Here is a 26,211-nt window from a genome sequence, read left to right as displayed (position 1 = left end):
ATGGGCGCACTCGCAAGCAATGCGCAGGTGGCGGTGATCGGTGCCGGCGCCATGGGCGCCGGTATTGCCCAGGTCGCGGCCCAGGCCGGCCACCCCGTCAAGCTCTACGATAACCGCCCGGGTGCTGCCGCCCAGGCAGTGGAGGGTATCGATCGCCAACTGGCCCGGCTGGTTGAGAAAGGAAAGTTGCTGGCCGCTGAACGCGAAGCGATCAATGCCCGCCTGTGCCCGGTCGAGACACTCGAGGCCTTGGCTGATGCCGGCCTGGTGATTGAAGCCATCGTCGAAAATTTGCAGGTGAAGCAGGCGCTGTTCAGTCAGCTCGAAACCCTTTGCGCAGTCGACTGTATCCTTGCCAGCAATACTTCGTCACTGTCCATCACCAGCCTTGCTGCGGGCCTTGAACGCCCGCAGCACGTGGTCGGTATGCATTTCTTCAACCCGGCACCGCTGATGGCGCTGGTCGAGGTGGTGTCGGGCCTGGCAACCGACCCGACAGTGGCCGCACGCATCTACGCCACTGCCCAGGCCTGGGGCAAGCAGCCGGTCCATGCGCGCTCTACACCCGGTTTCATCGTCAACCGGGTAGCGCGGCCGTTCTATGCCGAAAGCCTGCGCCTGATGCAGGAAGGTGCCGCCGATTGCGCCAGCCTGGATGCGCTGATGCGTGACGCGGGTGGCTTCCGCATGGGGGCGTTCGAGCTGACCGACCTGATTGGCCATGACGTCAATTACGCGGTCACCTGTTCCGTATTCGACGCTTTCTATGGCGATTTCCGTTTCCAGCCTTCGCTGGTGCAGAAGGAACTGGTGGACGCCGGTCGCCTGGGTCGCAAGACCGGCCAAGGCTTCTATCACTATGCCGAAGGCGTCGAGCGCCCGCAGCCGGCCGAACTGCACAGCTCCGCCGGTGCAGCGGCCTGCGTTGTCGAGGGCAACCTGGGGGTGATGCAGCCGCTGGTCGAGCGCCTGCGCCAAAGCGGCATTGCCGTGACCCAGCGCGCCGGTAGTGGCCTGATCCAGGTGGGCGACGCCACCCTGGCCCTGTCCGACGGCCGGCTGGCCAGCCAACGTGCCCGTGAGGACGGGCTGCGCAACCTGGTGCTGCTCGACCTTGCGCTGGACTACAGCAGCGCCACCCGCCTTGCCATCAGCTGGTCCGCCGATACCACTGACAGCGCCCGTGACCAGGCTGTAGCCCTGCTGCAGCGCGCAGGCTTGAAAGTGACCGGCATCGCCGACCTGCCGGGCCTGGTGGTACTGCGTACCGTGGCAATGCTCGCCAACGAGGCCGCCGATGCCGTGCTGCAGGGCGTCGGCAGCGCCGCCGACATCGACCTGGCCATGCGCGCCGGCGTCAATTACCCCTGCGGCCCGCTGGCCTGGGCGGCAAACATAGGTATTGCCCATACCCTGCGCGTGCTCGACAACCTGCAGCGCAGCTACGGCGAGAGCCGCTACCGCCCTTCCCTGTTGTTACGCCGCTGCGAAGCCAAAGGAGGCACCCTGCATGACTGAAGTGCAACTGGCACAAGCCTGTGCCGACGCCCTGTACGCCCGTGACCCGGCCACTCAGGGCCTGGGCATTACCCTGCTGGATGCCGGCCCAGGTCGGGCCAGCCTGCGCATGCCGGTGCGTGCCGACATGATCCAGGGGCATGGCACCTGCCATGGCGGTTTCCTGTTCGCGTTGGCCGATTCGGCGTTTGCCTTCGCCTGCAACAGCTACGACCAGGCCACGGTGGCGCTGGGCTGCAGCATCGACTACCTGGCCCCGGCGCTGCGCGATGACGTGCTCACCGCCCACGCCAGTGAAGTCAGCCGCAAAGGCCGCACCGGCCTGTATGACGTGCGCATCGACAACCAGCGCGGTGAATTGGTGGCGATGTTCCATGGCAAATCCTACAAAGTGCGCGGCACCGTGCTGGCGCAGGAGACGCAAGATGAATGAACCGACCCACGCCGATGCCTTGATCATCGACGCCGTGCGCACCCCCATTGGCCGCTATGCCGGGGCCCTGAGCAGCGTGCGCGCCGACGACCTGGCGGCCATCCCGCTCAAAGCCTTGATCCAGCGCCACCCCGAACTGGACTGGAAAGCCATTGATGACGTCATCTTCGGCTGTGCCAACCAGGCCGGCGAAGACAACCGCAACGTGGCTCACATGGCGAGCCTGCTGGCCGGGCTGCCAGTCGAAGTACCAGGGACCACGATCAACCGCCTGTGCGGTTCCGGCCTGGATGCCATCGGCAATGCGGCACGTGCCCTGCGCTGTGGTGAAGCAGGGCTCATGCTGGCCGGCGGTGTGGAATCCATGTCGCGTGCGCCGTTTGTGATGGGTAAGTCGGAACAGGCATTCGGGCGTGCGGCCGAGCTGTTCGACACCACGATCGGCTGGCGTTTCGTCAACCCACTGATGAAGACTGCCTACGGCATCGATTCGATGCCGGAAACCGCAGAAAACGTGGCTGAGCAGTTCGGCATCTCGCGCGCCGACCAGGATGCCTTTGCCCTGCGCAGCCAGCACAAGGCCGCAGCAGCTCAGGCCCGCGGCCGCCTGGCGAGGGAAATCGTGCCGGTCGAAATCCCGCAACGCAAAGGCCCTGCCAAAGTGGTCGAGCATGACGAGCACCCGCGCGGCGACACGACCCTGGAGCAGTTGGCTCGGCTCGGCACGCCGTTTCGTGAAGGCGGCAGCGTAACGGCGGGTAATGCCTCCGGCGTGAATGACGGCGCGTGCGCCCTGCTGCTGGCCAGCAGCGCTGCGGCCCGCCGCCATGGCCTGAAAGCGCGCGGGCGCATCGTCGGCATGGCTGTGGCCGGGGTCGAACCCAGGCTGATGGGCATCGGTCCGGTGCCTGCGACCCGCAAGGTGCTGGCGCTCAGCGGCCTGGCACTGGCTGACATGGATGTCATCGAACTCAATGAGGCCTTTGCCGCCCAAGGGCTGGCCGTGTTGCGCGAGCTGGGCCTGGCCGACGACGACCCACGAGTCAACCGCAACGGCGGCGCCATCGCCTTGGGCCATCCACTGGGCATGAGCGGTGCTCGATTGGTGACCACTGCCTTGCACGAGCTTGAAGAAACGGCCGGCCGCTACGCCCTGTGCACCATGTGCATCGGCGTAGGCCAAGGCATTGCCATGATCATCGAGCGCCTCTGAGCGGCTCAGACCCTGCGCTTGTTACCGAACTGAACGCAGCCGTATATGCTGCCTCCATGACACTCACCGCGTGGCCTGCAACCGCTGCCGCGCGGCGTACAAGAACAATTCGAGTGAAGCCATGAACATGTACCATGATGCCGATCGTGCCCTGCTGGACCCGATGGAAACCGCCAGCGTCGATGCCCTGCGCCAGCACCAGCTGGAGCGTCTGCGCTGGAGCCTGAAGCACGCCTACGACAATGTGCCGTTGTACCGCCAGCGCTTTGCCGAGTACGGCATCCACCCTGATGACCTCAAGTGCCTGGAGGACCTGGCGAAGTTCCCCTTCACCGGCAAGAACGACCTGCGCGACAACTACCCCTACGGCATGTTTGCCGTGCCCCAGGAAGAAGTGGTGCGCCTGCATGCCTCCAGTGGCACCACCGGCAAGCCGACGGTGGTCGGCTATACCCAGAACGATATCGACACCTGGGCCAATGTGGTTGCCCGTTCGATTCGTGCGGCCGGCGGGCGCAAAGGTGACAAGGTGCATGTGTCCTACGGCTACGGGCTGTTCACCGGTGGGCTCGGCGCGCACTACGGTGCCGAACGCCTGGGCTGCACCGTGATCCCCATGTCCGGTGGACAGACCGAAAAGCAGGTGCAACTGATTCGCGACTTCCAGCCCGACATCATCATGGTCACCCCGTCCTACATGCTCAACCTGGCTGATGAAATCGAGCGTCAGGGCATCGACCCGCACGACCTCAAGCTGCGCCTGGGTATTTTTGGTGCCGAGCCGTGGACCGACGAGCTGCGCCGCTCGATCGAGCAGCGTCTGGGCATCAATGCCCTCGATATCTACGGCCTTTCGGAAATCATGGGGCCCGGGGTGGCAATGGAGTGCATAGAGACCAAGGACGGCCCGACCATCTGGGAAGACCACTTCTATCCCGAGATCATCGACCCTGCCACCGGCGAGGTGCTGCCGGATGGCCAACTGGGCGAGCTGGTATTCACCTCGCTGAGCAAGGAGGCATTGCCGATGGTGCGTTATCGCACCCGCGACCTCACCCGGCTGCTGCCCGGCACCGCTCGGCCGATGCGGCGGATCGGCAAGATCACCGGTCGCAGTGACGATATGCTGATCATTCGCGGGGTCAATGTGTTCCCGACTCAGATCGAGGAACAGGTGCTAAAAATAAAACAGCTTTCTGAGCTTTATGAGATTCATCTGTATCGCAATGGAAATCTGGACAGTGTCCAGGTGCACGTGGAGCTGCGTGCAGAGTGCCAGCACCTTGACGAAGGCCAGCGCAAGCTGGTTGTCGGGGAGTTGAGCAAACAGATCAAGACTTACATCGGTATCAGCACCCACGTGCACCTGCAGCCCTGCGGCACGCTCAAGCGCTCCGAAGGCAAGGCGTGCCACGTGTTCGACAAACGGTTGGCCAGCTGACCCATTCGGCTGCCATTTCGGCCCCGGCATTGTCCGGGGCCTTTTTTTGCCTGCGTGCTGCCGGGCACACGCTGCTGCCCGACAGCCCTCTTGCCTGTCAACGTGATACACAAATCTCACTTGATACACATAAATGTGTTTGACGTTATGTTTTGTATCGCTTACAAATGACTCATGCCTTAGCAGGAGTCGCAGCACATGTACGCACAGCTAGTGGAAACCGGAGTCAAGCGCATCAAGTCGCTGGAAGAGATGTCCCCCGAAGAACGCAACTTCCAGGAAAAGATCGACGCCGAAATCAAGATCGAAGCCAAGAACTGGATGCCCGAGGCCTACCGCCAGACCCTGATCCGGCAGATCTCCCAGCACGCCCACTCTGAAATCGTCGGCATGCTGCCCGAAGGCAACTGGGTCACCCGTGCCCCCAGCCTCAAGCGCAAACTGCAGCTGATGGCCAAGATCCAGGACGAAGCCGGCCATGGCCTGTACCTGTACAGCGCCATGGAAACCCTGGGGGCGGACCGCGACGAAGAGATCGCCAAACTGCACAGCGGCAAGGCCAAGTACTCGAGCATCTTCAACTACCCCACCCTCAGCTGGGCCGACATGGGCGCTGTGGGCTGGCTGGTGGACGGCGCCGCCATCGTCAACCAGGTGGTACTGCAGCGCACCTCTTACGGCCCCTACTCCCGCGCGATGATCCGGATCTGCAAGGAAGAGAGCTTCCACCAGCGCCAGGGCTACGAAATGCTCCTGACCATGATGCGCCAGGGCACCCAAGCCCAGCGCGACATGGTTCAGGACGCCATCAACCGCCTGTGGTGGCCGGCGCTGATGATGTTCGGCCCGAGCGATGAACACTCGCCCAACAGCGCCCAGTCGATGGCCTGGAAGATCAAGCGCCAGACCAACGACGAACTGCGCCAGCGCTTCATCGACCAGACCGTGCCGCAGCTGGAACTGCTTGGCTGCACTGCGCCTGACCCTGAGCTGAAGTGGAACGCCGAGCGCGGCCACTACGACTTCGGCGAAATCCAGTGGGACGAGTTCTACGAAGTGATCAAGGGCAATGGCCCGTGCAACCTGGAACGTGTCGCCACCCGGCGCAAGGCCATCGAGGACGGCGCCTGGGTACGCGAGGCTGCCGTGGCCTATGCGCGCAAGCAACAGAACAAGAACGCCGCCTGAGCGGCGATTGATGCGGAGATCGAATATGTCTGTCTGGACCCTCTACGAAGTGTTCGTGCGCAGCAAGCACGGCCTTAACCACAAGCATGTCGGCAGCGTGCACGCCGCCGATGCCGCCATGGCCATCGAGAATGCCCGCGAGCTCTACACCCGCCGTAGCGAAGGTGTGAGCCTGTGGGTGGTGCCTTCGGCGCTGATCACCGCCTCCTCTCCCGACGAGAAAGACCCGCTGTTCGCCCCTTCGGACGACAAGGTCTATCGCCATGCCAGCTTCTACGAGCTGCCCGACGAAGTCGGACACATGTGAGGTGGGCCATGCATAAAGAAGCCTTAATCCCCTATCTGCTGTTGCTCGGCGACAGCGCCCTGGTCCAGGGCCAGCGCCTCTGTGAGTGGTGTGGCCGCGCCCCGGCCATCGAGGAAGAGCTGGCCCTGATGAACGTCGGCCTCGATCTGGTCGGCCAGGCCCGCAACTGGCTGGAGTATGCCGCCGAGCTGCTCGACGATGGCCGGGATGCCGATGCCCTGGCGTTCCGCCGTGACGAGCGCGCCTACCGCAACCTGTTGCTGGTCGAGCAGCCCAACGGTGATTTTGCCGTGACCATGACCAAACAGTTCCTCTACGACGCCTGGCACTTCGCCGTGCTGCGGGGGCTGGTCGAGTCCAGCGACGCGCGAATCGCCGGTATTGCCGCCAAGGCCCTGAAGGAAGTCACCTACCACCTGCGCCGGTCCAGCGAGTGGGTACAACGTCTGGGTGGTGGTAGCGATGCCAGCCGCCAGCGCATGCTGGCCGCTATCCCGGCACTGTGGCGCTTCACCGTCGAACTCGCCGCTGGCAGCGACAACGAAGTGCGTTTGGCCGAATGCGGTATCGCCGCCGACCCAGCGACCGTCGGCGCCACCTGGCTGAAGCAGGTCACGGAGACCTTTGCTTCGGTCGAACTGCCGCTGCCCAAGGCCGCCAGCCACTTTTACCTGGATGGCCGCAAAGGCCTGCACACCGAGCATCTGGGCCTGCTGCTGGCCGAAATGCAGTTCCTGCCAAGGGCCTACCCCGATGCAACCTGGTGAACTGATTGCCGGTGACCGCGGCGCGCGGGCACAGCAAGGTGACGACCTGACCCGGGCCTGGGCGGTACTGGGCCAGGTCATGGACCCTGAAGTGCCGGTGGTCAGCGTGGTCGACCTGGGGATCGTGCGCGATGTCGATTGGCGCGCCGGCCACCTGCACTTGGTGGTTACCCCGACCTACTCTGGCTGCCCGGCCACCGAAGTCATCGAAGGGGATATCCGCCAGGCGCTGGAACAGGCCGGTTTCACCGCGCCAGACCTGGAGCGCCGGCTCACCCCGGCCTGGAGCACTGACTGGATCAGCGAACTGGGCCGCGAGCGCCTGCGCGCTTATGGCATTGCGCCGCCGCAAGGCAGCGCCAGCAAGCGCAGCCTGCTCGGCGAAGCGCCCCAGGTGTGCTGCCCGCAATGCGGCAGCGCCCATACCGAATTGCTCAGCCAGTTCGGCTCCACGGCCTGCAAGGCGCTGTACCGCTGCCGCGAGTGCCTGGAGCCATTCGACTATTTCAAATGCATTTGAGCCGTGGAGACCACCATGAGCCAGTTTCACAGCCTGACCATCAAGCAAGTGCGCAATGAGACCCGTGATGCGGTATCGATTGCCTTCGATGTGCCCGAGCACCTGCAGGACCAGTTCCGCTTCACTCAGGGCCAGTACCTGGTCATGCGTACCCAGCTGGACAACGAAGAAGTCCGCCGCTCCTACTCCATCTGCAGCGCCGTGCAGGACGGCGAGCTGCGCGTGGCCGTCAAGCGCGTGCCGGGCGGGCGCTTCTCGGCATTTGCCAATGAAGTGCTCAAGGCCGGCCAGCAGCTGGAAGTGATGCCGCCATCGGGGAGCTTCTTCGTGCCTCTGGACCCGGCTCGCCAGGGCAACTATCTGGGGGTGGCCGCCGGCAGCGGCATCACCCCGATACTGTCGATCATCGCCACTACGCTGGCCAGCGAGCCGCACAGCCGTTTCACCTTGCTGTACGGCAACCGCTCCAGTTCGGGGGCGCTGTTCCGCGACAAGCTCGAAGACCTGAAAAACCGTTACCTCGACCGTTTGAACCTGATTTTCGTGTTCAGCCGCGAACAGCAGGACGTCGACCTGTACAACGGCCGCATCGACGCTGACAAATGCGGCCAACTGTTTTCGCGCTGGCTGGACGTTGCCGGCCTGGACGCGGCATTCATCTGCGGCCCGCAGGCGATGACCGAAACCGTGCGTGACAGCCTGCAGGCCAACGGCATGGCCAAGGAACGCATTCACTTCGAGCTGTTCGCCGCCGCCGGCAGCGAGGCCCGCCGCGAAGCCCGTGAGGCGGCACACCAGGTGGATTCGGCGCTTAGCCATATCACCGTAATCAGCGACGGCCGGGCACTGAGCTTCGACCTGCCGCGCAACACCCAGAACGTGCTGGACGCCGGCAACGCCATTGGCGCCGAACTGCCGTACTCGTGCAAGGCCGGCGTGTGCTCCACCTGCAAGTGCCGGGTGATCGAGGGCGAAGTGGAAATGGACAGCAACCATGCCCTCGAAGATTACGAAGTGGCGGCCGGGTATGTGCTGTCGTGCCAGACCTACCCGGTGAGCGACAAGGTGGTGCTTGACTTCGACCAGCTGTAGACCGAGTCGACTGCTTCGCGGGTAAACCCGCTCCTACGGGGCCTGCGCAAGGCCTTGGGGCGTCATCCTACCTGCGAAGAGGGCCTACGCAACAACGCAATACCCCGCGTGACCTCAACAAAACAATTACAAAACCAAGAGATCGCTTGCCATGACACCCGAACGCATAGAAAGCATCGCCAACCACCCCGACTTCCAGCACCTGGTGCGGCGCAAACGCCGCCTGAACGGCAGCCTGACCCTGGCCATGCTGGTGGTCTACTACGGCTTCGTCCTGCTGGTCGCGTTCTCGCCCAGCACCCTCGGCCAGTCCCTCAGCGGCGGCGTAACCACTGTCGGCATGCTGGTGGGCGTGCTGATGGTGCTGCTGTCCTTTGCCCTGACCGGCATCTACGTGCACCGCGCCAACAACGTGCTCGACCCGCTCAACGACAAGGTCAAGCAGGAGTGCGCACAATGAACTGGACAGCCATTTCGATGTTCATGGTGTTTGTCTGCTTCACCCTGCTGGTCACCCGCTGGGCTGCCCTGCGGACCCGTTCGGCCAGCGACTTCTACACCGCCGGCGGGGGCCTGACCGGCATGCAGAACGGCCTGGCGATCGCTGGGGACATGATCAGTGCCGCTTCGTTCCTGGGCATTTCCGCGATGATGTTCATGAACGGCTATGACGGCCTGTTGTATGCCCTCGGTGTCCTGGCAGGCTGGCCGATCATCCTGTTCCTGATTGCCGAGCGGCTGCGCAACCTGGGCAAGTACACCTTCGCCGACGTGGTCAGCTACCGGCTGGCGCAAACCCCGGTGCGCTTGACCTCGGCTTTCGGCACCCTGGTGGTGGCGCTGATGTACCTGGTGGCGCAAATGGTCGGTGCCGGCAAGCTGATCGAGTTGCTGTTCGGCATCAGCTACCTGTACGCCGTGATGCTGGTCGGCGTGCTGATGGTTGCCTATGTCACCTTCGGTGGCATGCTCGCCACCACCTGGGTGCAGATCATCAAGGCGGTAATGCTGCTGTCGGGCACCAGTTTCATGGCTTTCATGGTGCTCAAGCACTTCGGCTTCAGCACCGAGGCCATGTTTGCCAGCGCCGTGGCCGTGCATGCCAAGGGCCAGGCGATCATGGCCCCAGGCGGCTTGTTGTCCAACCCGGTGGACGCCATTTCCCTCGGTTTGGGCATGATGTTCGGCACCGCTGGCCTGCCGCATATCCTGATGCGCTTCTTCACTGTCAGTGATGCCAAGGAAGCACGCAAGAGCGTGTTCTATGCCACCGGTTTCATTGGTTACTTCTACCTGCTGCTGATCATTGTCGGCTTTGGCGCCATCGTCATGGTCGGCACCGAGCCGTCCTACCGCGACGCCTCCGGCGCAATCATCGGTGGTGGCAACATGGTCGCCGTGCACCTGGCCCAGGCCGTGGGTGGCAACCTGTTCCTCGGCTTCATCTCTGCCGTGGCCTTCGCCACCATTCTGGCGGTGGTTGCCGGCCTGGCGCTGTCCGGGGCTTCGGCAGTGTCCCACGACCTGTATGCCTGCGTGATGCGCAAAGGCAAGGCCACCGAGCAAGAGGAAATGCGCGTGTCGCGCATCGCCACGCTGGTCATAGGCCTGCTGGCAGTGATCCTGGGCCTGATGTTCGAGTCGCAGAACATTGCCTTCCTGTCCGGCCTGGTGCTGGCGGTGGCCGCTTCGGTCAACTTCCCGGTGCTGCTCCTTTCGATGTTCTGGAAAGGCCTGACCACCCGCGGCGCGGTGTGCGGCAGCATGGCCGGGCTGGTCTCGGCGGTGCTGTTGGTGGTGCTGGGCCCGGCGGTGTGGGTCAACGTGCTGCACAACGAAACGGCGCTGTTCCCCTACAGCAACCCGGCACTGTTCTCCATGAGCCTGGCCTTCCTCAGTGCCTGGGTGTTCTCGGTTACCGACAGCTCCGAACGTGCCGTTGAAGAGCGTGGCCGCTACCTGGGCCAGTTCATCCGCTCCATGACCGGTATCGGTGCGGCTGGCGCCAGCAAACACTGACTTCAAGGACGAACAGACATGTCGGGTAAAACAACAACAATGAACCGCACACACTTCCTGTCAGCCGCCTGGCTGGCCACCCTCGCCCTGCCCATGCCCGCGCTGGCCGACTTCATCGGCGACAGCCATGCTCGCCTGGAGCTGCGCAACCACTACCTCAACCGCGACTTCCGCCAAAGCAACGCCCCGCAGGCCAAGGCCGAGGAATGGGGCCAGGGCTTTACCGCCAAGCTGGAATCGGGTTTTACCGAGGGCCCGGTCGGCTTTGGCGTGGACGCGCTGGGGCAGTTGGGCATCAAGCTCGACTCCAGCCGCGACCGTCGCAACACCGGCCTGCTGCCGTTTGGCCCGAACAGCCACGAACCGGTCGACGACTACAGTGAGCTGGGCCTGACCGGCAAGGTTCGTGTGTCCAGGAGCACCTTGCGCCTGGGCACCTTGCAGCCGATCCTGCCGGTGGTGGTGTACAACGACACCCGCCTGCTGGCGTCCACCTTCCAGGGGGGGCTGCTCACCAGTCAGGACCTCGATGGCCTCACCTTCAATGCCGGGCGCCTGACCAAGGCCAATCTACGCGATTCCTCTGGCCGCGATGATATCGGCTATGGCGCAGCCAGCAGTGACCACCTGGACTTTGGTGGTGGCAGCTACGCCATCACGCCGCAAACCACGGTCAGCTATTACTACGCCAAGCTCCAGGACATCTACCGTCAGCAATTCGTCGGGCTGATCGACACCCGCCCACTGGCAGAAGGTGTGAGCCTGCGCAGCGACCTGCGCTACTTCGACAGCCGCAACGACGGTGCCGAGCGTGCCGGCAACATCGACAACCGTAACTTCAACGCCATGTTCACGCTGGGCGTGCGGGCGCACAAGTTCACCGCCACCTGGCAGCAGATGTCCGGTGACAGCGCCTTCCCGTTCGTCAACGGCGGCGACCCGTTCACCGTCAACCTGGTCACCTACAACACCTTCACCCGCGCCGGGCTGGACTCTTGGCAAGTACGCTACGACTACGACTTCGTTGCCATGGGCATTCCCGGCCTGAGTTTCATGACCCGCTACACCGACGGTCGCCACGCCGAAACTGCCACCGTGACCAATGGCCGCGAGCGCGAGCGCGACACCGACATCGCTTATGTCATTCAGAGCGGTCCGCTCAAGGACGTCAGCCTGCGCTGGCGCAATGTCACCTTCCGCTCCGGCAACGGCCTGACCAACGCCGTGGACGAAAACCGCCTGATCATCGGCTACACCCTGGCGCTGTGGTAACAGCGCCCCTCACATTTTGAACAGCATGGAGAACAGCATGTCTGCCGCCCCTACTCTGCAGAGTTTCATCGCCGGCCGTTGGCTCGGCCAGCATGGCGCCCAGGCCCTGCGTAGCGCCCTCGACGGCCACGTGTTGGCCTACAGCCATGAAGAGCGCCCTGACTTCGCCGAAGCCGTGGACTACGCGCGTGCGCGCGGCCTTGCCTCGCTGATGGGCATGGATTTCCAACAGCGTGCCCAACGCCTCAAAGCCCTGGCCCTGTACCTGGCCGAACGCAAGGAGCAGCTCTACGCCCTGTCGCACCACAGCGGCGCCACCCGGGCCGACAGCTGGATCGACATCGAAGGCGGCAACGCCACGCTGTTCTCCTATGCCGGCATCGGCAGCCGCGAGCTGCCGTCGGGTAACCTGGTGCACGAAGGCCCAGCCATACCGTTGGGCAAACAAGGCCATTTCGCCGGCAGTCATATCCTGGTGCCACGGGCAGGCGTTGCGGTGCACATCAACGCGTTCAACTTCCCCATCTGGGGCATGCTGGAAAAATTTGCCCCGACGTTCCTCGCCGGTATGCCCTGCATCGTCAAGCCGGCGACCTCGACCAGCTATTTGACCGAGGCCGTGGTACGCCTGATGAATGCCTCAGGCCTGCTGCCCGAAGGCAGCCTGCAGCTTGTGATAGGCAGCACCGGCGACCTGCTCGACCGCCTGCAAGGCCAGGACGTGGTGACTTTCACTGGTTCTGCCGATACCGCTGCCAAATTGCGCGTGACGCCCAATCTGATTCGCAACTCGGTGCCGTTCACTGCCGAGGCCGACTCGCTCAACTGCGCCATCCTCGGCCCGGACGTGACACCGGACAGCGAAGAGTTCGACCTGTACATCAAGGAAGTGGTGCGTGAAATGACCACTAAAGCCGGGCAGAAATGCACCGCCATCCGCCGGGCGATCGTTCCGGCCAGGCACCTGGATGCCGTTGCCACCCGCCTGCGCGAGCGCCTGAGCAAGGTCGTGGTTGGCGACCCGTCGCTGGAAGGTGTGCGCATGGGGGCCCTGGCCTCCCATGACCAGCAGCGCGACGTTGGCGAGCGGGTGCGCAGCCTGCTGCAGAGTTGTGATCAACTGTTTGGCGCCAGCGATGGCTTTGCCCCGCGTGGCGAAGGCGTGGCTGAAGGCGCGTTCTTTGCGCCAACCTTGTTGCAGGCCCGCGACCCACATGCCGAGGGCGGCGCCCACGACATCGAAGCGTTCGGCCCGGTCAGTACGCTGATGGCCTATGACGACCTCGACGAGGCCTTGGCACTGGCTGCCCGTGGCAAAGGCAGCCTGGTGGCGACCCTGGTCACCGCCGACCGCAGCGTGGCCGCCAAGGCTATCCCGGTGGCTGCTGCCTGGCATGGCCGACTGCTGGTGCTCGATAGCCAGGCCGCCAAAGAGTCCACCGGTCACGGCTCGCCACTGCCGCAGCTCAAGCACGGTGGCCCGGGCCGCGCCGGTGGTGGTGAAGAGCTGGGTGGCCTGCGTGCGGTCAAGCACTACCTGCAGCGCGCGGCAGTACAAGGCTCGCCGAGCATGCTCACGGCGGTCACCGGCGAGTACGTGCGCGGCGGCGAAGTGATCGAAACCGAAGTACACCCGTTCCGTCGCTACTTCGAGCAGCTGCGTGTCGGCGAGTCGCTGCTCACCCATCGCCGCACCGTGACGGAAGCTGACCTGGTCAATTTCGGCTGCCTCTCCGGCGACCATTTCTATATGCACTTCGACGAAATCGCCGCCAAGGCGTCGCAGTTCGGTAAACGCATTGCCCACGGTTACTTCGTACTGTCGGCAGCGGCCGGGCTGTTCGTGTCGCCCGGTGCCGGCCCGGTGCTGGCCAACTATGGGCTGGACACCCTGCGTTTCATCAACCCGGTGGGCATTGGCGATACCATTCAGGCGCGCCTGACCTGCAAGCGCAAGATCGACCAGGGCAAGACCAGCCCGCTGGGGCAGCCGCAGGGGGTGGTGGCATGGGATGTGGAGGTAACCAATCAGTTGGGTGAACTGGTGGCCAGCTATGACATCCTGACCTTGGTGCTGAAAAAGCCAGCATGATGGGTTGAATCTACTGGCCTCTTCCCGGGCAAGCCGCCTTTGCCCGGTACTGCACAGCGCCCTTGTAGGAGCGGGTTCACCCGCGAAGAGGCCGTTAGCAGCTCAAGGTACTTGGGATCAATGCACCTACGTGGCTGCCGTGAAGTATCCAGGCATTTGAAACCGTTGGTCAGCGACTGCCAATGCTCAGTGGACCTCTGGCGTGCACCTGTCGCTCTTAGTTTATGAGGATCATGAACGAGGACTGCACCATGGATTCCCTACTGCGAATGGGTGGCGGCAATGTTGAAGATGACTGGCCGGAGCTGGAGCCGGATCGACGCAATGATCGGGCAGACGACCCGGATACCGACCCCAATTTGACTGATGATGAGGAAAACCGGCCCGGCGTCCCGGCCAGCGACCCTGAGTCTGGCGCCTGACACTATGAGTATCAGCGTACCCTGCAGGAGCGGGCACGTCCGCTCCTGCAGTTTCTTCTACCGGTTGCAAGCGAGCTATTAAACCATCGCCGCCGGATCGCCCACCGACTGGTTGGGCTTGCTCCCCGAAATCCGCCAGCTCACGGCGGTAATGCCGTAACGCTCGGCCATCGGCCGACTGACCTTCCTGATCTTCTCGCGACCGAACTTGGGAATGATGCCGATGCCCGCATCACAACTTGCCCAATGCCAGGCCTCGGCATTATCCAGACGTTCCAGGCGAATGATGAAGCTGCGCGGCTGGTCATGCAGTTTGTAATCAATTATGTACAGCTGTGGGCTAGGCATCGCAGGGGGCCTCCTCTTCTCCATGGATGACATTTTGATTGATCTGGCCGTGACCGGAAGATTCAAAATTTTGTCGAACCTTTGGTGCCAGTGGCCGAATGTGTGCCCCTGCCTCGGTTTCGAGAGCCTGTTTTATCGCTGTGGCACGAAATTTCCGATTGCCACTTTGCTCACCTCACCAGGTGGCTACGGTAAAGGGCGAGATCAAGTCCCTGATCCGCTCCTTGCTGGCTTGTGCCCCCGGCACTGCGGCGTCCGTTCGGTAAGCTAGGCGTGCACACTCCACTGAACGGCGTCTGACGCGATCGGCATCTCGTCGATTGCATGGATCATTCCGTTTTCCAGCGCCTCCCGCGGCGCCAGTATCCTTGGATAGGCCATTAGATAGCGCGGTACATCCAGAACCTCGGCCGCGCCTTTCGTGCGCTCGGCCACGATCTGCGCATACAGACGCAAGTCGTAATCCAGGCTCATTGCATACTCGGACATCCGCGAATGGTCTACCGAGCCATGCAAGGTCCAATGAAACGGGTGGAAAAGAAACTTGCTGAAACTGCAAGCCGTACGTCGCTCCCCGGCCAGGAAGAGGATATTGCCCATGGATTCCACCGTGCCCAGGTTGTGGGTATGCACCTCTACGGGTAACGCCCGCAGAAAGTTGTAAAGGGTAAACCCATAGCTGCACTCGCCGCCCATGGTGGCGATGTTCAGTTGCAGCGTTTCGGCACCCTGTTGCAATGCCCGCGAGCAGGTACTGATCAGGTTGCCGCAGGTAGACGAATTGATCGGTCCGGTGAAGTGGATGATATGTCTGGCCATGCTTGCCTCCACGGGTGGCAGGTCATTGCTTGTTCTACAGCACATCGTCACCCTGCCCGGCAATCTGCCAGAGGGCGAGGCGGTCGAATTTCATCCTGGCACCCTGCCATGAGGCGGGTATGCGGTGGAGACGCCAGCCGCTGCAAAGTTCAACTCGGCGTCAGCATTTCCGTTGGTCAAGCGTTGTGAACCCTCGCCGGCCTTTGCCGGTCGCACCTTCAGAGCGACCGAACAAGGAACCGGCAGTGAGGACGGCAGCGTGAGCGATATTCGCATCGGTATCTCCGGGTGGCGCTATGGCCCCTGGCGCAAGGATTTCTACCCCAAAGGCCTGAAGCAGGACGATGAACTGGCATTCGCTTCACGGGCGGTGAACAGCATCGAGATCAATGGCTCGTTCTACAGCCTGCAAACGCCCGAGCGTTATCTGGGCTGGCGTGAACAAACACCGGACGGCTTCGTGTTCGCGGTCAAGGGGCCGCGCTATATCACCCATGTGCGGCGGCTGAAGGACATCGAAGAGCCAGTGGCCAACTTTTTTGCCTCCGGGCCGCTGCTGTTGGGCGAAAAGCTCGGGCCGTTCCTGTGGCAGTTCCCTCCTAACATGAAGTTCGATGAAGACCGTTTCGCCCGGTTTTTCGAGCTGCTGCCACACACCCGCAAAGCGGCCCGCGAACGCGCCCAGGGCTGCGCTGAACGCCTCAAGGGCAATGGCAGCCTTGCCATCAAGGGCAATGCACGCTTGCGTCACGCCGTGGAAATCCGCCACGAGAGCTTTCTCTGCGAAGCCTTCATCAAGCTGTTACGCAAGCATCGCGTGGCGCTGGTGGTTGCCGACAGCGCCGGCAAGTGGCCCTGTGTCGAAGATGTGACCGCCGACTTCGTCTACATGCGCCTGCACGGTGATGTGGAGCTGTACAGCAGCGGATATACCGCACGCGCGCTACGGCGCTGGAAACAACGTATCCAGCAATGGAGTGAAGGTAACCAGACGGACGATGCCCGTCTGATCGTGCCGGGGCCGCCGCCTCGGCGTGCGACACGGGATGTATACTGCTACTTCGACAACGACCAGAAGGTTCACGCGCCATACGACGCCAGGCGCTTGCTGCAAAAGCTGTCGTTGGACCATGAGCTGATGACTGAGCCTGGCATGGTGCCGGAGGTGGCCTTGTGAACAAGACCCTGCCCACCCCACGCTGCATCATCGACAAGGTGACCGCTGTACGCCGGCTCAATGTGTTGACGCTGAACGTGCACAAAGGCTTCACCTTCTTCAACCGGCGCTTCATCTTGCCCGAGTTGCGCGAGGCGGTGCGCGCCACCGGCGCCGACCTGGTGTTTCTGCAAGAGGTGCACGGCAGTCATCAGCAGCACGCCTTGCGTCACCCTGCCTGGCCAGAAACGCCGCAGTACGAGTTTCTGGCCGACAGCATGTGGCCGCAGTTCGCCTACGGTCGCAATGCCGTGTATCCACATGGCGATCACGGCAACGCACTGCTGTCGAAATTCCCCATCAGCCGCTTCGACAACCTGGATGTCTCGGTGCAGGGCAATGAACAGCGTGGCCTGCTGCATTGCCAGCTGGAGGTGCCGGGCCATGACGAGGTGCATGCGGTATGCGTACACCTGGGCCTGCGGGAAGCCCACCGGCAGAGCCAGGTGAAGCTGATGCTGGACCTGCTGGCCAGCCTGCCGCCCACAGCGCCGGTCATCATCGCCGGCGATTTCAACGACTGGCGGCTGAAGGCGGACGCGGTGCTGAGCGAACACCTGACGGAGGCCTTCGGCACCCCGGCGCGCAGTTTCCCGGCGCGCCTGCCGTTGTTGCGTCTGGACCGCATCTACGTGCGTAACGCCATGCCGGGCGCTGCCCAGGTGCTGTCGAAATACCCGTGGTCGCATCTGTCCGACCACGTACCACTGGCTGCGGAGATCAACCTGTGAACCGACCTTGGGTAGAGGGCAACAGCGTGCAGTTGCTGATCAATGGCGAGCAGTACTACCCCCGCGTGTTCGAGGCCATGGCCAAGGCGCGGGAAGAAATACTGCTGGAAACCTTCATCATCTTCGACGACAAGGTGGGCCAGCAATTGCAGCAGGTGTTGATCGACGCTGCCCGGCGTGGTGTGCGCGTGGAAGTGGCTGCGGACGGCTACGGCACAGCCGACCTGCCGGCTGCATTCATTTCAGCGATGACCGATGCGGGCGTAAGCTTTCACGCGTTCGATCCACAACCCCGGTTGTTAGGCATGCGCACTAACCTGTTCCGCCGTTTGCACCGCAAGATCGTGGTGGTCGATGGCGAGCGGGCCTTCATCGGCGGTATCAACTACAGCGCCGACCATTTGGGGGACTTTGGTGCCATGGCCAAGCAGGACTATGCCGTGGAGGTCACCGGCCCGGTGGTGGCGCAGGTGCATGCCTCCAGCAAGCGCCTGATGTCCCCCGTGTTGCAGCCCCCCAGTGCGGTGCGTCCGGTTACCGAGCCTGCCGGGGGGAGCGACGCGGTGTTGATCGAGCGCGACAACGGGATGCGCAGTAACGATATAGAAGCGTACTACCTTCAGGCTTTTCGCAAGGCCAGGCAACGCATCGTGGTCGCCAATGCGTACTTCTTTCCAGGCTATCGGTTGATGCGAGAGTTGCGTAACGCGGCCCGGCGTGGCGTGGAGGTTCACTTGATTTTGCAGGGCCAGCCTGACATGCGCTGGGTACGTGCGCTGTCGCGCCTGCTGTACAACTACCTGCTGCGCGACGGCGTGATGATTCATGAGTACTGCCAGCGGCCGTTGCACGGCAAGGTGGCACTGGTAGACGACCAGTGGGCCACCGTTGGCTCCAGCAACCTCGATCCTCTGAGCCTGTCGTTCAACCTGGAGGCCAACCTGTTCATTCGTGATCGAGCCTTCAACCAGCAACTGCACCAGCATTTGCAAGCACTGGCCAGCGAGCAATGCAAACCGGTTACCTTGGAGCGGATGATTCGCGGCTACTGGTGGCGAGCACCGTTGATCTTCGTGTGTTTCCACGTGATCCGTCACTTCCCGCGCATTGCGGGTTGGTTCCCTGCGCACCGGCAGCGATTACGCTCGCTGCAGCCGGACGCCGAACCCCAGGGCAAACTGCACGAGGGCAATTCCTGATGGCGGGCAAAAACTGGCAAACCTGGGGCAAACGCTTGTTTACGCTTGCGTTCCTGATCCTGATCCCTGTGCTGTTGTACCTGCTGGCACGCAATCTGGACTGGAATGAAGTGCGCCAGTCTTTGCTGGCCTACAAACCTGGCACCCTTGTCATCGGCTTGGCGATCGCGTTGTGCAGCTATTTCGCGTTTGCCAGTTACGACCTGCTCGCCCGGGCTTACACCGGCCATACACTACCTGCCCGTCAGGTATTGCCAGTCGCGTTCGTGTGTTATGCCTTCAACCTCAACTTCACTACCTGGGTAGGCGGGGTTGCCTTGCGCTACCGGCTCTATGGCCGACTGGGCCTGGATACCGCGACCATTACGCGAATCCTCACCTTGGGCCTGTTGACCAACTGGATGGGTTACATGCTGCTGGCCGGCACCGTCTTCGCCCTGGGCCTGGTCGAGATGCCCGGCAACTGGGCGGTAGGCACTACAGGCCTGCGCCTGATCGGCTTGCTGCTGCTGGCGATTGCTGGAGGCTACCTGCTGGCCTGTGGTTTTGCCAAGAAGCGCACCTGGTGCTGGCGCGACCACGAAGTGACGCTGCCCTCGCTGCGTCTGGCGCTTTGCCAGGTGGTGCTGGGTGCCAGCAACTGGGCGCTGATGGCGCTGCTGATCTTCTGGTTGCTACCGGGCGAAGCCTTCTACCCGTCGATTCTCGGCATCCTGCTGATCAGTTGCGTGGCTGGGGTGGTTGCGCACATCCCTGCGGGGCTGGGCGTGCTGGAGGCGGTGTTTCTGGCCCTGCTGCACGGGCAGATGGCCCAAGGCACGCTGGTGGCTGCCCTGCTCGGCTACCGCACGCTGTACTACCTGATTCCGCTGCTGTTGGCGGTGGTGACCTACCTGATCCTGGAAAAGCGCGCCAAGGCCATGCGCCGGCGCGACAAGCCTGCCCAGACCTGAAAGGGGCCATGTGCGCTGGAGGTGACAAATGCGACGCGTTGCGTGGCACCGGCTGCGCCGGTGTTCGCGGGTGAACCCGCTCCTACGGGGGCGCGCGCCAAGAAACCAACCCCGCGCAAGCCATGCGCCGTAAATGTAGGAGCGGGTTTACCCGCGAAGCAGGCAACGCAACACCCGAGGCCCCAATGACTGGCGCCCGGGTGAAAGGGCAGCCCGCCTATCGGCCTCAGGGCGAACTGGGGTCACTCGCCGGATAGGTTTCATCCAGCGCATTGTCCACCGCATTCTCGCCCGGCTTTTCACCACAATGGCAGTCCTGCATCCGGCATGGCTCACCCTTGCGGTGGCCGGTGGCGCAGGCCTCGCAGCAATATGCCTTACCGTCGCGCTGCAGGGCATTGGCATCCACCGTGCAGGAACAATGCGTGCACGCGCAGCGTTGTTCGTTCATGGCTTGTTCTCCTCGTCGTCAATTACATCATCGGTCCAGGGCACCCCATCCAGCGGCGCGGAGCGGGCCAGTTCGGCCTCGTCCAGGCCAATGCCGCCACCAATCTCATCGGCGTCCACCTGCCGCAGGCGTTGGTCTGCCGGACCGCCTCTGCCGCCCGGCTCGTGGGGATCGCGGGCACCGGTTTCGTCAAGCAGCGTGTCCGGGCTCAAATCGTCATCGGTAACATTGTCCTCATGCAGGCTGTCACTCAGCGCCTCGCCGCCGGTCATGCCACTCTGCGCCACGCGTCGGGGGGGAAACTCACGGGCGACCTCGGCGGCCGGTCGTTCGTCGCCCACACGCCCTTCACGCTCATCCAGGCGTTCGTCGAAATCCAGCTCATGCACGCTGCCCATGCGGTCTTCGGTGTCATCGATTTCGCTGGGGGTGTACGGCTGAGGTTCATCGGGTCGGGTCATGTGCGTTCTCCATCAGTTGGCTTCATTCGGTCGACTGCGCCAGCTCAGGGAAGATTCAGAGTTTTTTGAACTACCGCCTCGGCCGACGCCTCCCACCTTAGAGACTGTGATCTGCCCGGAGCCCGCCATGGCCAAGCCCCTGCAGGAATACGCGCGCAAGCGCAACTTCAACGCCACACCCGAGCCCGCCGGCAAACGCACCCGTGGCAAGCGGGCTCATGCGCTGCAGTTCTGCATCCAGAAACACGACGCCAGTCACTTGCACTACGACTTCCGCCTGGAACTCGATGGCACCTTGAAAAGCTGGGCAATCCCCAAAGGCCCTTCGCTGGACCCCAAGGTGCGCCGCCTGGCAGTGCATGTGGAGGACCATCCGCTGGACTACGCCAATTTCGAGGGCCATATCCCGGAAGGCCACTATGGTGCAGGGGACGTGATCGTCTGGGACCGTGGCACTTGGGAGCCTGAAGGCGATGCCCATGAAGGCTACGCCAAAGGCAAGCTGCGTTTCCGCCTGCAAGGTGAGAAGCTTGGCGGCGTGTGGAACCTGTTCCGCACCCACTTGGCCGGCAAGAAAGAGCAATGGATGCTGGTCAAGTCGCACGACGCCCAGGCGCGCAGCGAAGCGGAGTACAGCATTGTCGAGGCCCTGCCCGACAGTGTGCTCAGCGAGCGCACGCTGGTGCCACGCAAACCCGCTGCGAAAAAAGCCGCTACACCGCGCAGCAGCCGTAAACGCCCTGGCAAAGCTCAGACTGCACCGTTGCCAGCGCAGCTGCCGCCGCAGCTGGCCACGCTAGTGGATTCTCCACCCAGCGGCGACTGGCGCTACGAAGTCAAGTTCGATGGCTACCGTCTCCTCGCCCGTATCGAGGGCCAGGACATCCGCCTGTTCACCCGCAACGGCCATGACTGGAGCAGCAAGATGCCCCGGCAGGTTGCTGCCCTGCGCGCACTCAGTATCGACTCGGCCTGGCTCGACGGCGAAATGGTGGTGGCTGATGAGAATGGCATGGCTGACTTCCAGGCGTTGCAGAACGCCTTCGATACCGAGCACGACGAACACATCACTTATTACCTGTTCGACCTGCCATTTCTGGGCGGTCAGGACCTGCGACAGCTACCGCTGCAGAACCGCCGCGATACATTGCGCCAACTGCTTGAACACAACCATTCCGACGTCATCAAGTATTCCGCCGACTTCGACCAACCTGTCGGGTCACTGCTCGACAGTGCCTGCCGGCTGAAGCTGGAAGGCCTGATCGGCAAGCGAGCTGACAGTGTTTACAGCGGCCGCCGCAGCCCAGACTGGATCAAGCTCAAGTGCAAGCAACGCCAGGAATTCGTGATCGTCGGCTACACCGACCCCAAAGGCAGCCGCAGCGGCTTTGGTGCCCTGCTGTTGGCCCTGCACGACAACGAAAGTGGCGAGCTGCGCTATGCCGGGAAGGTAGGTACCGGCTTCAATACCACGACACTGGCCAGCATCCACGCGCGGCTCAAGCCCCTGGAAGTCGCCAGGCCAGCCCTGCCCTCGCCGCCTGCCGGTACCCAGGCGCGTGGTGTGCACTGGCTGCGGCCCCAGCTGTTGGCCGAAGTCGCCTATGCCCAAATGACCCGTGACGGCATCGTGCGCCACTCGGTATTCCACGGACTGCGCGATGACAAGGCGGCAACCGCCATTGACCTGGAGCGCGCCATGCCCGCAACGACTGTATCCAACCGCAACAAGCAGGCCAAGGCGTCTGAAAACCTGGGTGAACTTCGCCTGACCCACCCCGACCGGGTCATTGATCCCACCACTGGGGTGACCAAGCGCGAGGTCGCCGAGTATTACGCCGGCATCAGCCAGTGGATCCTGCCCCAGCTCAAGCACCGCCCGGTGGCATTGGTGCGCGCCCCGGACGGCCTGGGCGGCGAGCTGTTCTTCCAGAAAAACGCGGGCCAGCTGCACATACCCAACCTACTCAGCCATGAAAAGGCCGAGGCAGGCCAGGCGGCGATGGTCATCAATCGCCCGGACACGCTGCTGGGCGCGGTGCAGATGAACATGCTGGAGCTGCACACCTGGAACGCCACGGACAAGGACTTCGACAAACCGGACCGTTTCGTGCTCGACCTGGACCCTGACCCCGCGCTGCCCTGGAAGGCAATGGTGGAGGCGACCCAACTGACCCTCACCCTGCTGGACGAGCTGGGCCTGAAGGTGTTTCTGAAAACCAGTGGTGGCAAGGGTATTCACGTGGTCGTGCCCTTGACCCGGCGAACCGGGTGGGACGAGGTCAAGGACTTCAGCCACGCCATCGTCAATTACCTGGCCAAGCTGTTCCCGGAGCGCCTGAGCGCGGTGTCGGGGCCGAAAAATCGCGTGGGACGCATCTTCATCGACTACCTGCGCAATGGCAAGGGCGCCACCACGGCGTGCGCCTATTCACTGCGTGCCCGTGACGGGCTGCCTGTATCGGTACCTGTCTGGCGTGAGGAACTGGCGCAAATAAAAACCGCCAATCAATGGAACATCACCAACCTGCGCGAGCGCCTGGCGGAGGTCGACGACCCTTGGGCCGACATGGGCAAGGTACGCCAGTCGATCACCGCGCGCATGCGCAAGCAGCTAGGGCTCGAATGATGACGCCACAGCGATTGGACACGAACCGGGAGGCCCGCCCATGAGCATCGTTCAGGACTTCAACCTGACCACCCTTGACCGCCTGTTACGCACCTTTGGCGAACGCCAGTTACCGCTCAACCTCGACAGCCAATTGCCGCAACTGATCCAGGCGCTGCAAGCTGATCATCTCGACCTGCTACCGCTGCCGGGGCAAGGCAACACTTTGCTGCGCTGGCAGACCTTGGCACGGGTGGCCGGTTGCGACCTGGCGTTGACCAAGCTCTATGAGGGCCATACCGATGCGTTGGCGATCCTGGCGGAATGCGGCGCAGCGCACCACGCCAACGACGGCATCTGGGGCGTGTGGGCGGCAGAGCCGCCCGATGCACGGGTCCTCATCACTGCGCGTGAAGGCGACCAGGTGCGCCTGAACGGCACCAAAGCCTGGTGTTCCGGTGCCTTGCAGATCGATCGCGCGCTGATTACCGCCTGGGATGAGGCCGAGCAGCCGCAATTGGTGGCAATCGAGCTGTCGCAGCCAAGCCAGGGCCTGAACATCGAACACTGGCAGGCCGTTGGCATGGCCACTACCGCCAGTGTCGAGGTGGCGTTCAACGATACCCCAGGCACGCTCATCGGCACGCCAGGCCAATACCTTTCGCGCCCTGGCTTCTGGCAAGGCGGTGCGGGTATCGCCGCCTGCTGGTACGGCGCGGCCGAGGCGCTGGCGGATTACCTGCGTGAACATTGCCGCAAACCCCGCCCAGACCCGCATGCCGATGCGCATCTGGGCGCTGTGGATGCTGCGTTGCAGGGCGCCCGGGCGTCACTGCGTGAGTGTGCTGCCTGGATCGATCAGCACCCCGGAGTGGATGCCAGTTTCGAAGTTCGCCGCACCCGCGCCCAGGTAGAACAGGCCGTAGAGCAGGTCATCAGCCACGTCGGGCGTGCCTTGGGGGCCTCGCCGTTCTGTCGCTGCAGTCATTTTGCCCGGCTGAGCGCCGACCTGCCGGTGTTCCTGCGCCAAAGCCATGCCGAGCGCGATCTGGCGATGCTGGGCCAGCAGTTGGCCCACTTGCCAGCGGGGGTATGGCAGCTATGAACCAGAACCTGATCCAATCCGCCGGTGGCACGCCCTGGACAGCCTGGCAGCATAGCGCGCACCTGGCGCGTGCAACCTGGCTCGACGCACACCAACTGTGCCCGCCGGGGCGCCGGCTGGTATTGATTGCGCCGCATCCGGATGACGAAATTCTCATGGCCGGCGGCCTGCTGGCAGGCTTCAAAGGGCGCGAGGATGAGCTGGTGCTGGTCTCCGCCACCGACGGCGAAGGCAGCCACCCCGGCTCCAGCCATTGGACCGAACATCGCTTGCGCCGCCAGCGCCCCCAGGAAAGCAGACAGGCCCTGCAACAGCTCGACCTGGACCTTGAGCGCCTGGACTGGCGCAGGCTCCATCTGAAGGACGGCCAGTTGCCGCGCGAAGAAGCGTTTCTGGCCAGTCACCTCACGCAGTTACTGCGCCCCAATGACCTGCTGATGGCCACCTGGCGCAGTGACGGCCATTGCGATCACGAGGCCGTCGGCCGCGCCGCTGCGCAGGCGGCTGCAGCCCGTGGGGTGCAATTGGCTGAGGTACCGGTCTGGGCCTGGCACTGGGCTGAGCCTGACGACCCGCGCCTGCCATGGCCCCGTGCGCACCGTCTGCAGCTCGATGAAAGCCATCTGGCACGCAAGCGCAAAGCCTTGGCCGCCCACGTCAGCCAGCTGCAGCCGGACGGCGAGCAGCCGCCGGTGCTACCGCCGCACCTGTTGGATTGCCTTCTGCAACCTTTCGAACTGGTGTTCCTTTGAGTGGAGCTGTCATGAGCCTCGATCCTCAGTATTTTGCCGAGCTATACGCCACCAATGAAGACCCTTGGGCCTTTCGCAGCCGCTGGTATGAGAAGCGCAAACGCGAACTGGTGATGGCCAGCCTGCCACGCCAGTGCTATCAGCGTGTGTTCGAGCCAGCCTGCGCGAATGGCGAGCTCAGTGCGCTGCTGGCCGAGCGCTGCGCTGACCTGCTATGCCAGGACCTGGACCCGACGGCCGTAGGCCTGGCCCGGGAACGCCTGGCTCACGTGCACAACGCTACGGTCGAGCGGGCCCGGCTACCGGGGGACTGGCCAGGCGGGCGCTTTGACCTGATCGTGCTCAGCGAGGTGGGCTATTACCTTGATCCCACCGACTGGCTGCAGGTGATCGAACAGTCGGTGGCCAGCCTTGGCTACGACGGCGCGCTACTGGCCTGTCACTGGAAGCACCCTATCGCGGGTTGCCCTCAGGACGGTCGCGAAGTGCACCGCCTATTGACCCGGCATTTGCCGTTGCATCAGCAGTTCCGGCATGAGGAGGCGGACTTTTTGCTGGAGTGCTGGTCATGCCAGCCAAGCGTCGTCGATCTCGATGAGACGTGCCCATGATTGCCGTTGTCATCCCTGCGCATAACGAAGCCCGCCGCCTTGGGCGATGCCTGCGGGCGGTGCTGGTGGCTGCCCAGCAGGCGCAGCAAACGGGGCTGCACGTGGAAGTGCTGGTGGTACTGGACCGCTGCAGCGACGGCAGCGCTGCCGTGGCGCGGCGTTTCGCTGTACACATGCTGGAGGTGGATGCCGGTAATGTCGGCATGGCACGTCGTGTGGGGGCGGCGCACATGGTCGAGCGTGGCGCCACGTGGCTGGCATGCACCGATGCGGACAGCCGGGTCCCGGCGCACTGGCTGCTGTCGCAGCTGGCCTGTAGCGCCGAGGTGGTTTGCGGCACCGTGCATGTCGAGTACTGGCAACCCTGGCAGACCGCCGCGCTGCGCAAGCTGTACCAGAGCCGCTACCAGGCGTGCGAAGGGCATCGGCATGTGCACGGCGCGAACCTGGGGGTATGTGCCGATGCTTATGAGCGTGTGGGTGGCTTCCAGCCCCTGGCGGCGCATGAAGATGTGCAACTGGTCAGCGACCTGCAGGCCAGCGGTGCCCAGATCATCTGGACCGCCAGGCATAGTGTGGCCACCAGCAGCCGGCGCGATAGCCGCGCCCGCGAGGGGTTTGGTGATTACCTGGCCGGGTTGCAGGCGCAGCCTTGAAATCAATGGATTTCGGC

26 protein-coding genes and 2 pseudogenes are annotated in these 26,211 nt (G+C 63.3%); 24 read left to right on the top strand and 4 right to left on the bottom strand.

What is annotated here, in order from left to right:
* From paaH to ACF8GF_RS10575, 14 genes and pseudogenes are all read left to right on the top strand, one after another.
* The gene (paaH, locus tag ACF8GF_RS10640) at positions 1-1,518 is read left to right on the top strand and encodes a 3-hydroxyacyl-CoA dehydrogenase PaaH (RefSeq protein ID WP_392488594.1); all 1,518 of its coding nucleotides are present in this window, start codon (positions 1-3) and stop codon (positions 1,516-1,518) included.
* Positions 1,511-1,951 (top strand): hydroxyphenylacetyl-CoA thioesterase PaaI, encoded by a 441-nt coding sequence (paaI, locus tag ACF8GF_RS10635; protein WP_176684217.1) that lies wholly within the window; start codon positions 1,511-1,513, stop codon positions 1,949-1,951. The genes paaH and paaI overlap by 8 nt, the downstream gene beginning before the upstream one ends.
* Positions 1,944-3,164 carry a 3-oxoadipyl-CoA thiolase gene (gene pcaF / locus ACF8GF_RS10630; RefSeq protein WP_176684218.1) on the top strand — a complete coding sequence of 407 codons (1,221 nt, stop codon included), beginning with the start codon at positions 1,944-1,946 and terminating at the stop codon, positions 3,162-3,164. The genes paaI and pcaF overlap by 8 nt, the downstream gene beginning before the upstream one ends.
* 121 nt (positions 3,165-3,285) lie before the next feature.
* Positions 3,286-4,605 (top strand): phenylacetate--CoA ligase PaaK, encoded by a 1,320-nt coding sequence (paaK, locus tag ACF8GF_RS10625; RefSeq protein ID WP_176684219.1) that lies wholly within the window; start codon positions 3,286-3,288, stop codon positions 4,603-4,605.
* Between the two features lie 198 nt (positions 4,606-4,803).
* A complete protein-coding gene (gene paaA / locus ACF8GF_RS10620) occupies positions 4,804-5,793 on the top strand; it encodes a 1,2-phenylacetyl-CoA epoxidase subunit PaaA (RefSeq protein WP_010954157.1) in 990 nt (329 codons plus the stop codon).
* A gap of 25 nt (positions 5,794-5,818) precedes the next feature.
* Positions 5,819-6,100, top strand: coding sequence for a 1,2-phenylacetyl-CoA epoxidase subunit PaaB (gene paaB, locus ACF8GF_RS10615; protein WP_004374528.1), 282 nt, complete (start codon positions 5,819-5,821; stop codon positions 6,098-6,100).
* An 8-nt stretch (positions 6,101-6,108) separates the two neighbouring features.
* Positions 6,109-6,867 (top strand): 1,2-phenylacetyl-CoA epoxidase subunit PaaC, encoded by a 759-nt coding sequence (gene paaC, locus ACF8GF_RS10610; RefSeq protein WP_392488593.1) that lies wholly within the window; start codon positions 6,109-6,111, stop codon positions 6,865-6,867.
* The gene (gene paaD, locus ACF8GF_RS10605) at positions 6,854-7,387 is read left to right on the top strand and encodes a 1,2-phenylacetyl-CoA epoxidase subunit PaaD (protein WP_392488592.1); all 534 of its coding nucleotides are present in this window, start codon (positions 6,854-6,856) and stop codon (positions 7,385-7,387) included. The genes paaC and paaD overlap by 14 nt, the downstream gene beginning before the upstream one ends.
* Positions 7,388-7,402: 15 nt before the next feature.
* Positions 7,403-8,479, top strand: a complete 1,077-nt coding sequence (gene paaE / locus ACF8GF_RS10600) for a 1,2-phenylacetyl-CoA epoxidase subunit PaaE (RefSeq protein ID WP_176684222.1) — start codon at positions 7,403-7,405, stop codon at positions 8,477-8,479.
* A 151-nt stretch (positions 8,480-8,630) separates the two neighbouring features.
* Positions 8,631-8,939, top strand: a complete 309-nt coding sequence (locus ACF8GF_RS10595; protein ID WP_004374508.1) for a DUF485 domain-containing protein — start codon at positions 8,631-8,633, stop codon at positions 8,937-8,939.
* Positions 8,930-10,498: pseudogene (locus ACF8GF_RS10590) on the top strand (cation acetate symporter); the annotation flags it as partial. The gene ACF8GF_RS10595 and the pseudogene ACF8GF_RS10590, both read left to right, overlap by 10 nt.
* A gap of 39 nt (positions 10,499-10,537) precedes the next feature.
* The gene (locus ACF8GF_RS10585) at positions 10,538-11,770 is read left to right on the top strand and encodes an OprD family porin (RefSeq protein WP_392488591.1); all 1,233 of its coding nucleotides are present in this window, start codon (positions 10,538-10,540) and stop codon (positions 11,768-11,770) included.
* A gap of 37 nt (positions 11,771-11,807) precedes the next feature.
* Complete coding sequence (gene paaZ / locus ACF8GF_RS10580) at positions 11,808-13,862, top strand: phenylacetic acid degradation bifunctional protein PaaZ (RefSeq protein ID WP_392488590.1); 2,055 nt, start codon at positions 11,808-11,810, stop codon at positions 13,860-13,862.
* A 251-nt stretch (positions 13,863-14,113) separates the two neighbouring features.
* Complete coding sequence (locus ACF8GF_RS10575) at positions 14,114-14,284, top strand: hypothetical protein (RefSeq protein ID WP_176684163.1); 171 nt, start codon at positions 14,114-14,116, stop codon at positions 14,282-14,284.
* Positions 14,285-14,362: 78 nt separating this feature from the next.
* On the opposite strand, the gene ACF8GF_RS10570 is transcribed toward ACF8GF_RS10575, so the two are convergent.
* The gene (locus ACF8GF_RS10570; protein ID WP_004374494.1) at positions 14,363-14,632 is read right to left on the bottom strand and encodes a DUF6555 family protein; all 270 of its coding nucleotides are present in this window, start codon (positions 14,630-14,632) and stop codon (positions 14,363-14,365) included.
* Positions 14,633-14,776: 144 nt separating this feature from the next.
* Between ACF8GF_RS10570 and ACF8GF_RS10565 the strand changes: the two are divergent.
* Positions 14,777-14,898, top strand: a pseudogene (locus ACF8GF_RS10565) (DNA mismatch repair protein MutT); the annotation flags it as partial.
* A gap of 1 nt (position 14,899) precedes the next feature.
* Here ACF8GF_RS10565 and ACF8GF_RS10560 read toward each other — a convergent pair.
* The gene (locus ACF8GF_RS10560) at positions 14,900-15,451 is read right to left on the bottom strand and encodes an ATP-dependent Clp protease proteolytic subunit (RefSeq protein ID WP_209966113.1); all 552 of its coding nucleotides are present in this window, start codon (positions 15,449-15,451) and stop codon (positions 14,900-14,902) included.
* 124 nt (positions 15,452-15,575) lie between these two features.
* Here ACF8GF_RS10560 and ACF8GF_RS10555 point away from each other — a divergent pair, with 124 nt between their 5' ends.
* From ACF8GF_RS10555 to ACF8GF_RS10540, 4 genes are read left to right on the top strand one after another with little or no spacing between them, the layout of a single operon-like run.
* Positions 15,576-16,628: a DUF72 domain-containing protein gene (locus ACF8GF_RS10555; RefSeq protein WP_392488589.1), complete on the top strand. Its 1,053-nt coding sequence runs from the start codon at positions 15,576-15,578 to the stop codon at positions 16,626-16,628.
* Positions 16,625-17,398, top strand: coding sequence for an endonuclease/exonuclease/phosphatase family protein (locus ACF8GF_RS10550; RefSeq protein WP_176684228.1), 774 nt, complete (start codon positions 16,625-16,627; stop codon positions 17,396-17,398). Before ACF8GF_RS10555 ends, ACF8GF_RS10550 begins: the two co-directional genes overlap by 4 nt.
* Entirely contained in the window at positions 17,395-18,597 is a 1,203-nt protein-coding gene (clsB, locus tag ACF8GF_RS10545; RefSeq protein WP_176684229.1) for a cardiolipin synthase ClsB, read from the top strand. The genes ACF8GF_RS10550 and clsB overlap by 4 nt, the downstream gene beginning before the upstream one ends.
* The gene (locus ACF8GF_RS10540; protein WP_176684230.1) at positions 18,597-19,550 is read left to right on the top strand and encodes a lysylphosphatidylglycerol synthase domain-containing protein; all 954 of its coding nucleotides are present in this window, start codon (positions 18,597-18,599) and stop codon (positions 19,548-19,550) included. Before clsB ends, ACF8GF_RS10540 begins: the two co-directional genes overlap by 1 nt.
* Before the next feature lie 226 nt (positions 19,551-19,776).
* Here ACF8GF_RS10540 and ACF8GF_RS10535 read toward each other — a convergent pair whose 3' ends face one another.
* Both ACF8GF_RS10535 and ACF8GF_RS10530 read right to left on the bottom strand, forming a co-directional pair.
* Positions 19,777-20,001, bottom strand: a complete 225-nt coding sequence (locus ACF8GF_RS10535) for a metallothionein (RefSeq protein WP_392488588.1) — start codon at positions 19,999-20,001, stop codon at positions 19,777-19,779.
* A complete protein-coding gene (locus ACF8GF_RS10530) occupies positions 19,998-20,462 on the bottom strand; it encodes a phosphotransferase system, HPr-related protein (RefSeq protein WP_176684232.1) in 465 nt (154 codons plus the stop codon). Before ACF8GF_RS10530 ends, ACF8GF_RS10535 begins: the two co-directional genes overlap by 4 nt.
* A gap of 127 nt (positions 20,463-20,589) precedes the next feature.
* On the opposite strand from ACF8GF_RS10530, the gene ligD reads away from it, so the two are divergent.
* Genes ligD through ACF8GF_RS10505 form a run of 5 tightly spaced genes read left to right on the top strand, consistent with a single transcriptional unit; the run spans position 20,590 to position 26,194 of the window.
* On the top strand, positions 20,590-23,091 hold the full coding sequence (gene ligD / locus ACF8GF_RS10525; RefSeq protein ID WP_176684233.1) for a DNA ligase D: 2,502 nt from the start codon (positions 20,590-20,592) through the stop codon (positions 23,089-23,091).
* A 40-nt stretch (positions 23,092-23,131) separates the two neighbouring features.
* Complete coding sequence (locus ACF8GF_RS10520) at positions 23,132-24,175, top strand: acyl-CoA dehydrogenase (RefSeq protein WP_392488587.1); 1,044 nt, start codon at positions 23,132-23,134, stop codon at positions 24,173-24,175.
* Complete coding sequence (locus ACF8GF_RS10515; protein ID WP_176684235.1) at positions 24,172-24,927, top strand: PIG-L deacetylase family protein; 756 nt, start codon at positions 24,172-24,174, stop codon at positions 24,925-24,927. Before ACF8GF_RS10520 ends, ACF8GF_RS10515 begins: the two co-directional genes overlap by 4 nt.
* Positions 24,928-24,938: 11 nt before the next feature.
* Complete coding sequence (locus ACF8GF_RS10510) at positions 24,939-25,538, top strand: bifunctional 2-polyprenyl-6-hydroxyphenol methylase/3-demethylubiquinol 3-O-methyltransferase UbiG (protein WP_176684236.1); 600 nt, start codon at positions 24,939-24,941, stop codon at positions 25,536-25,538.
* A complete protein-coding gene (locus ACF8GF_RS10505; RefSeq protein WP_176684237.1) occupies positions 25,535-26,194 on the top strand; it encodes a glycosyltransferase family 2 protein in 660 nt (219 codons plus the stop codon). The genes ACF8GF_RS10510 and ACF8GF_RS10505 overlap by 4 nt, the downstream gene beginning before the upstream one ends.
* The last annotated feature ends 17 nt before the right edge of the window (positions 26,195-26,211 follow it).

Source organism: Pseudomonas sp. yb_5 (genome assembly GCF_043103865.1).
Lineage (GTDB): Bacteria > Pseudomonadota > Gammaproteobacteria > Pseudomonadales > Pseudomonadaceae > Aquipseudomonas > Aquipseudomonas putida_Y.
This window is presented reverse-complemented; position numbering and strand designations above follow the sequence as displayed.

Bases quoted from the DNA above. Each gene is read 5' to 3' on its own strand.
- ACF8GF_RS10505 (WP_176684237.1), top strand. From the start codon at position 25,535: ATGATTGCCGTTGTCATCCCTGCGCATAACGAAGCCCGCCGCCTTGGG.
- ACF8GF_RS10595 (WP_004374508.1), top strand. From the start codon at position 8,631: ATGACACCCGAACGCATAGAAAGCATCGCCAACCACCCCGACTTCCAG.
- paaI (WP_176684217.1), top strand. From the start codon at position 1,511: ATGACTGAAGTGCAACTGGCACAAGCCTGTGCCGACGCCCTGTACGCC.
- paaB (WP_004374528.1), top strand. From the start codon at position 5,819: ATGTCTGTCTGGACCCTCTACGAAGTGTTCGTGCGCAGCAAGCACGGC.
- paaA (WP_010954157.1), top strand. From the start codon at position 4,804: ATGTACGCACAGCTAGTGGAAACCGGAGTCAAGCGCATCAAGTCGCTG.
- paaZ (WP_392488590.1), top strand. From the start codon at position 11,808: ATGTCTGCCGCCCCTACTCTGCAGAGTTTCATCGCCGGCCGTTGGCTC.
- ACF8GF_RS10560 (WP_209966113.1), bottom strand. From the start codon at position 15,451: ATGGCCAGACATATCATCCACTTCACCGGACCGATCAATTCGTCTACC.
- ACF8GF_RS10520 (WP_392488587.1), top strand. From the start codon at position 23,132: ATGAGCATCGTTCAGGACTTCAACCTGACCACCCTTGACCGCCTGTTA.
- paaK (WP_176684219.1), top strand. From the start codon at position 3,286: ATGAACATGTACCATGATGCCGATCGTGCCCTGCTGGACCCGATGGAA.
- paaE (WP_176684222.1), top strand. From the start codon at position 7,403: ATGAGCCAGTTTCACAGCCTGACCATCAAGCAAGTGCGCAATGAGACC.
- pcaF (WP_176684218.1), top strand. From the start codon at position 1,944: ATGAATGAACCGACCCACGCCGATGCCTTGATCATCGACGCCGTGCGC.
- ACF8GF_RS10535 (WP_392488588.1), bottom strand. From the start codon at position 20,001: ATGAACGAACAACGCTGCGCGTGCACGCATTGTTCCTGCACGGTGGAT.
- ACF8GF_RS10540 (WP_176684230.1), top strand. From the start codon at position 18,597: ATGGCGGGCAAAAACTGGCAAACCTGGGGCAAACGCTTGTTTACGCTT.
- ACF8GF_RS10530 (WP_176684232.1), bottom strand. From the start codon at position 20,462: ATGACCCGACCCGATGAACCTCAGCCGTACACCCCCAGCGAAATCGAT.
- paaC (WP_392488593.1), top strand. From the start codon at position 6,109: ATGCATAAAGAAGCCTTAATCCCCTATCTGCTGTTGCTCGGCGACAGC.
- ACF8GF_RS10570 (WP_004374494.1), bottom strand. From the start codon at position 14,632: ATGCCTAGCCCACAGCTGTACATAATTGATTACAAACTGCATGACCAG.
- ACF8GF_RS10575 (WP_176684163.1), top strand. From the start codon at position 14,114: ATGGATTCCCTACTGCGAATGGGTGGCGGCAATGTTGAAGATGACTGG.
- ACF8GF_RS10515 (WP_176684235.1), top strand. From the start codon at position 24,172: ATGAACCAGAACCTGATCCAATCCGCCGGTGGCACGCCCTGGACAGCC.
- ligD (WP_176684233.1), top strand. From the start codon at position 20,590: ATGGCCAAGCCCCTGCAGGAATACGCGCGCAAGCGCAACTTCAACGCC.
- ACF8GF_RS10585 (WP_392488591.1), top strand. From the start codon at position 10,538: ATGAACCGCACACACTTCCTGTCAGCCGCCTGGCTGGCCACCCTCGCC.
- ACF8GF_RS10510 (WP_176684236.1), top strand. From the start codon at position 24,939: ATGAGCCTCGATCCTCAGTATTTTGCCGAGCTATACGCCACCAATGAA.
- paaD (WP_392488592.1), top strand. From the start codon at position 6,854: ATGCAACCTGGTGAACTGATTGCCGGTGACCGCGGCGCGCGGGCACAG.
- paaH (WP_392488594.1), top strand. From the start codon at position 1: ATGGGCGCACTCGCAAGCAATGCGCAGGTGGCGGTGATCGGTGCCGGC.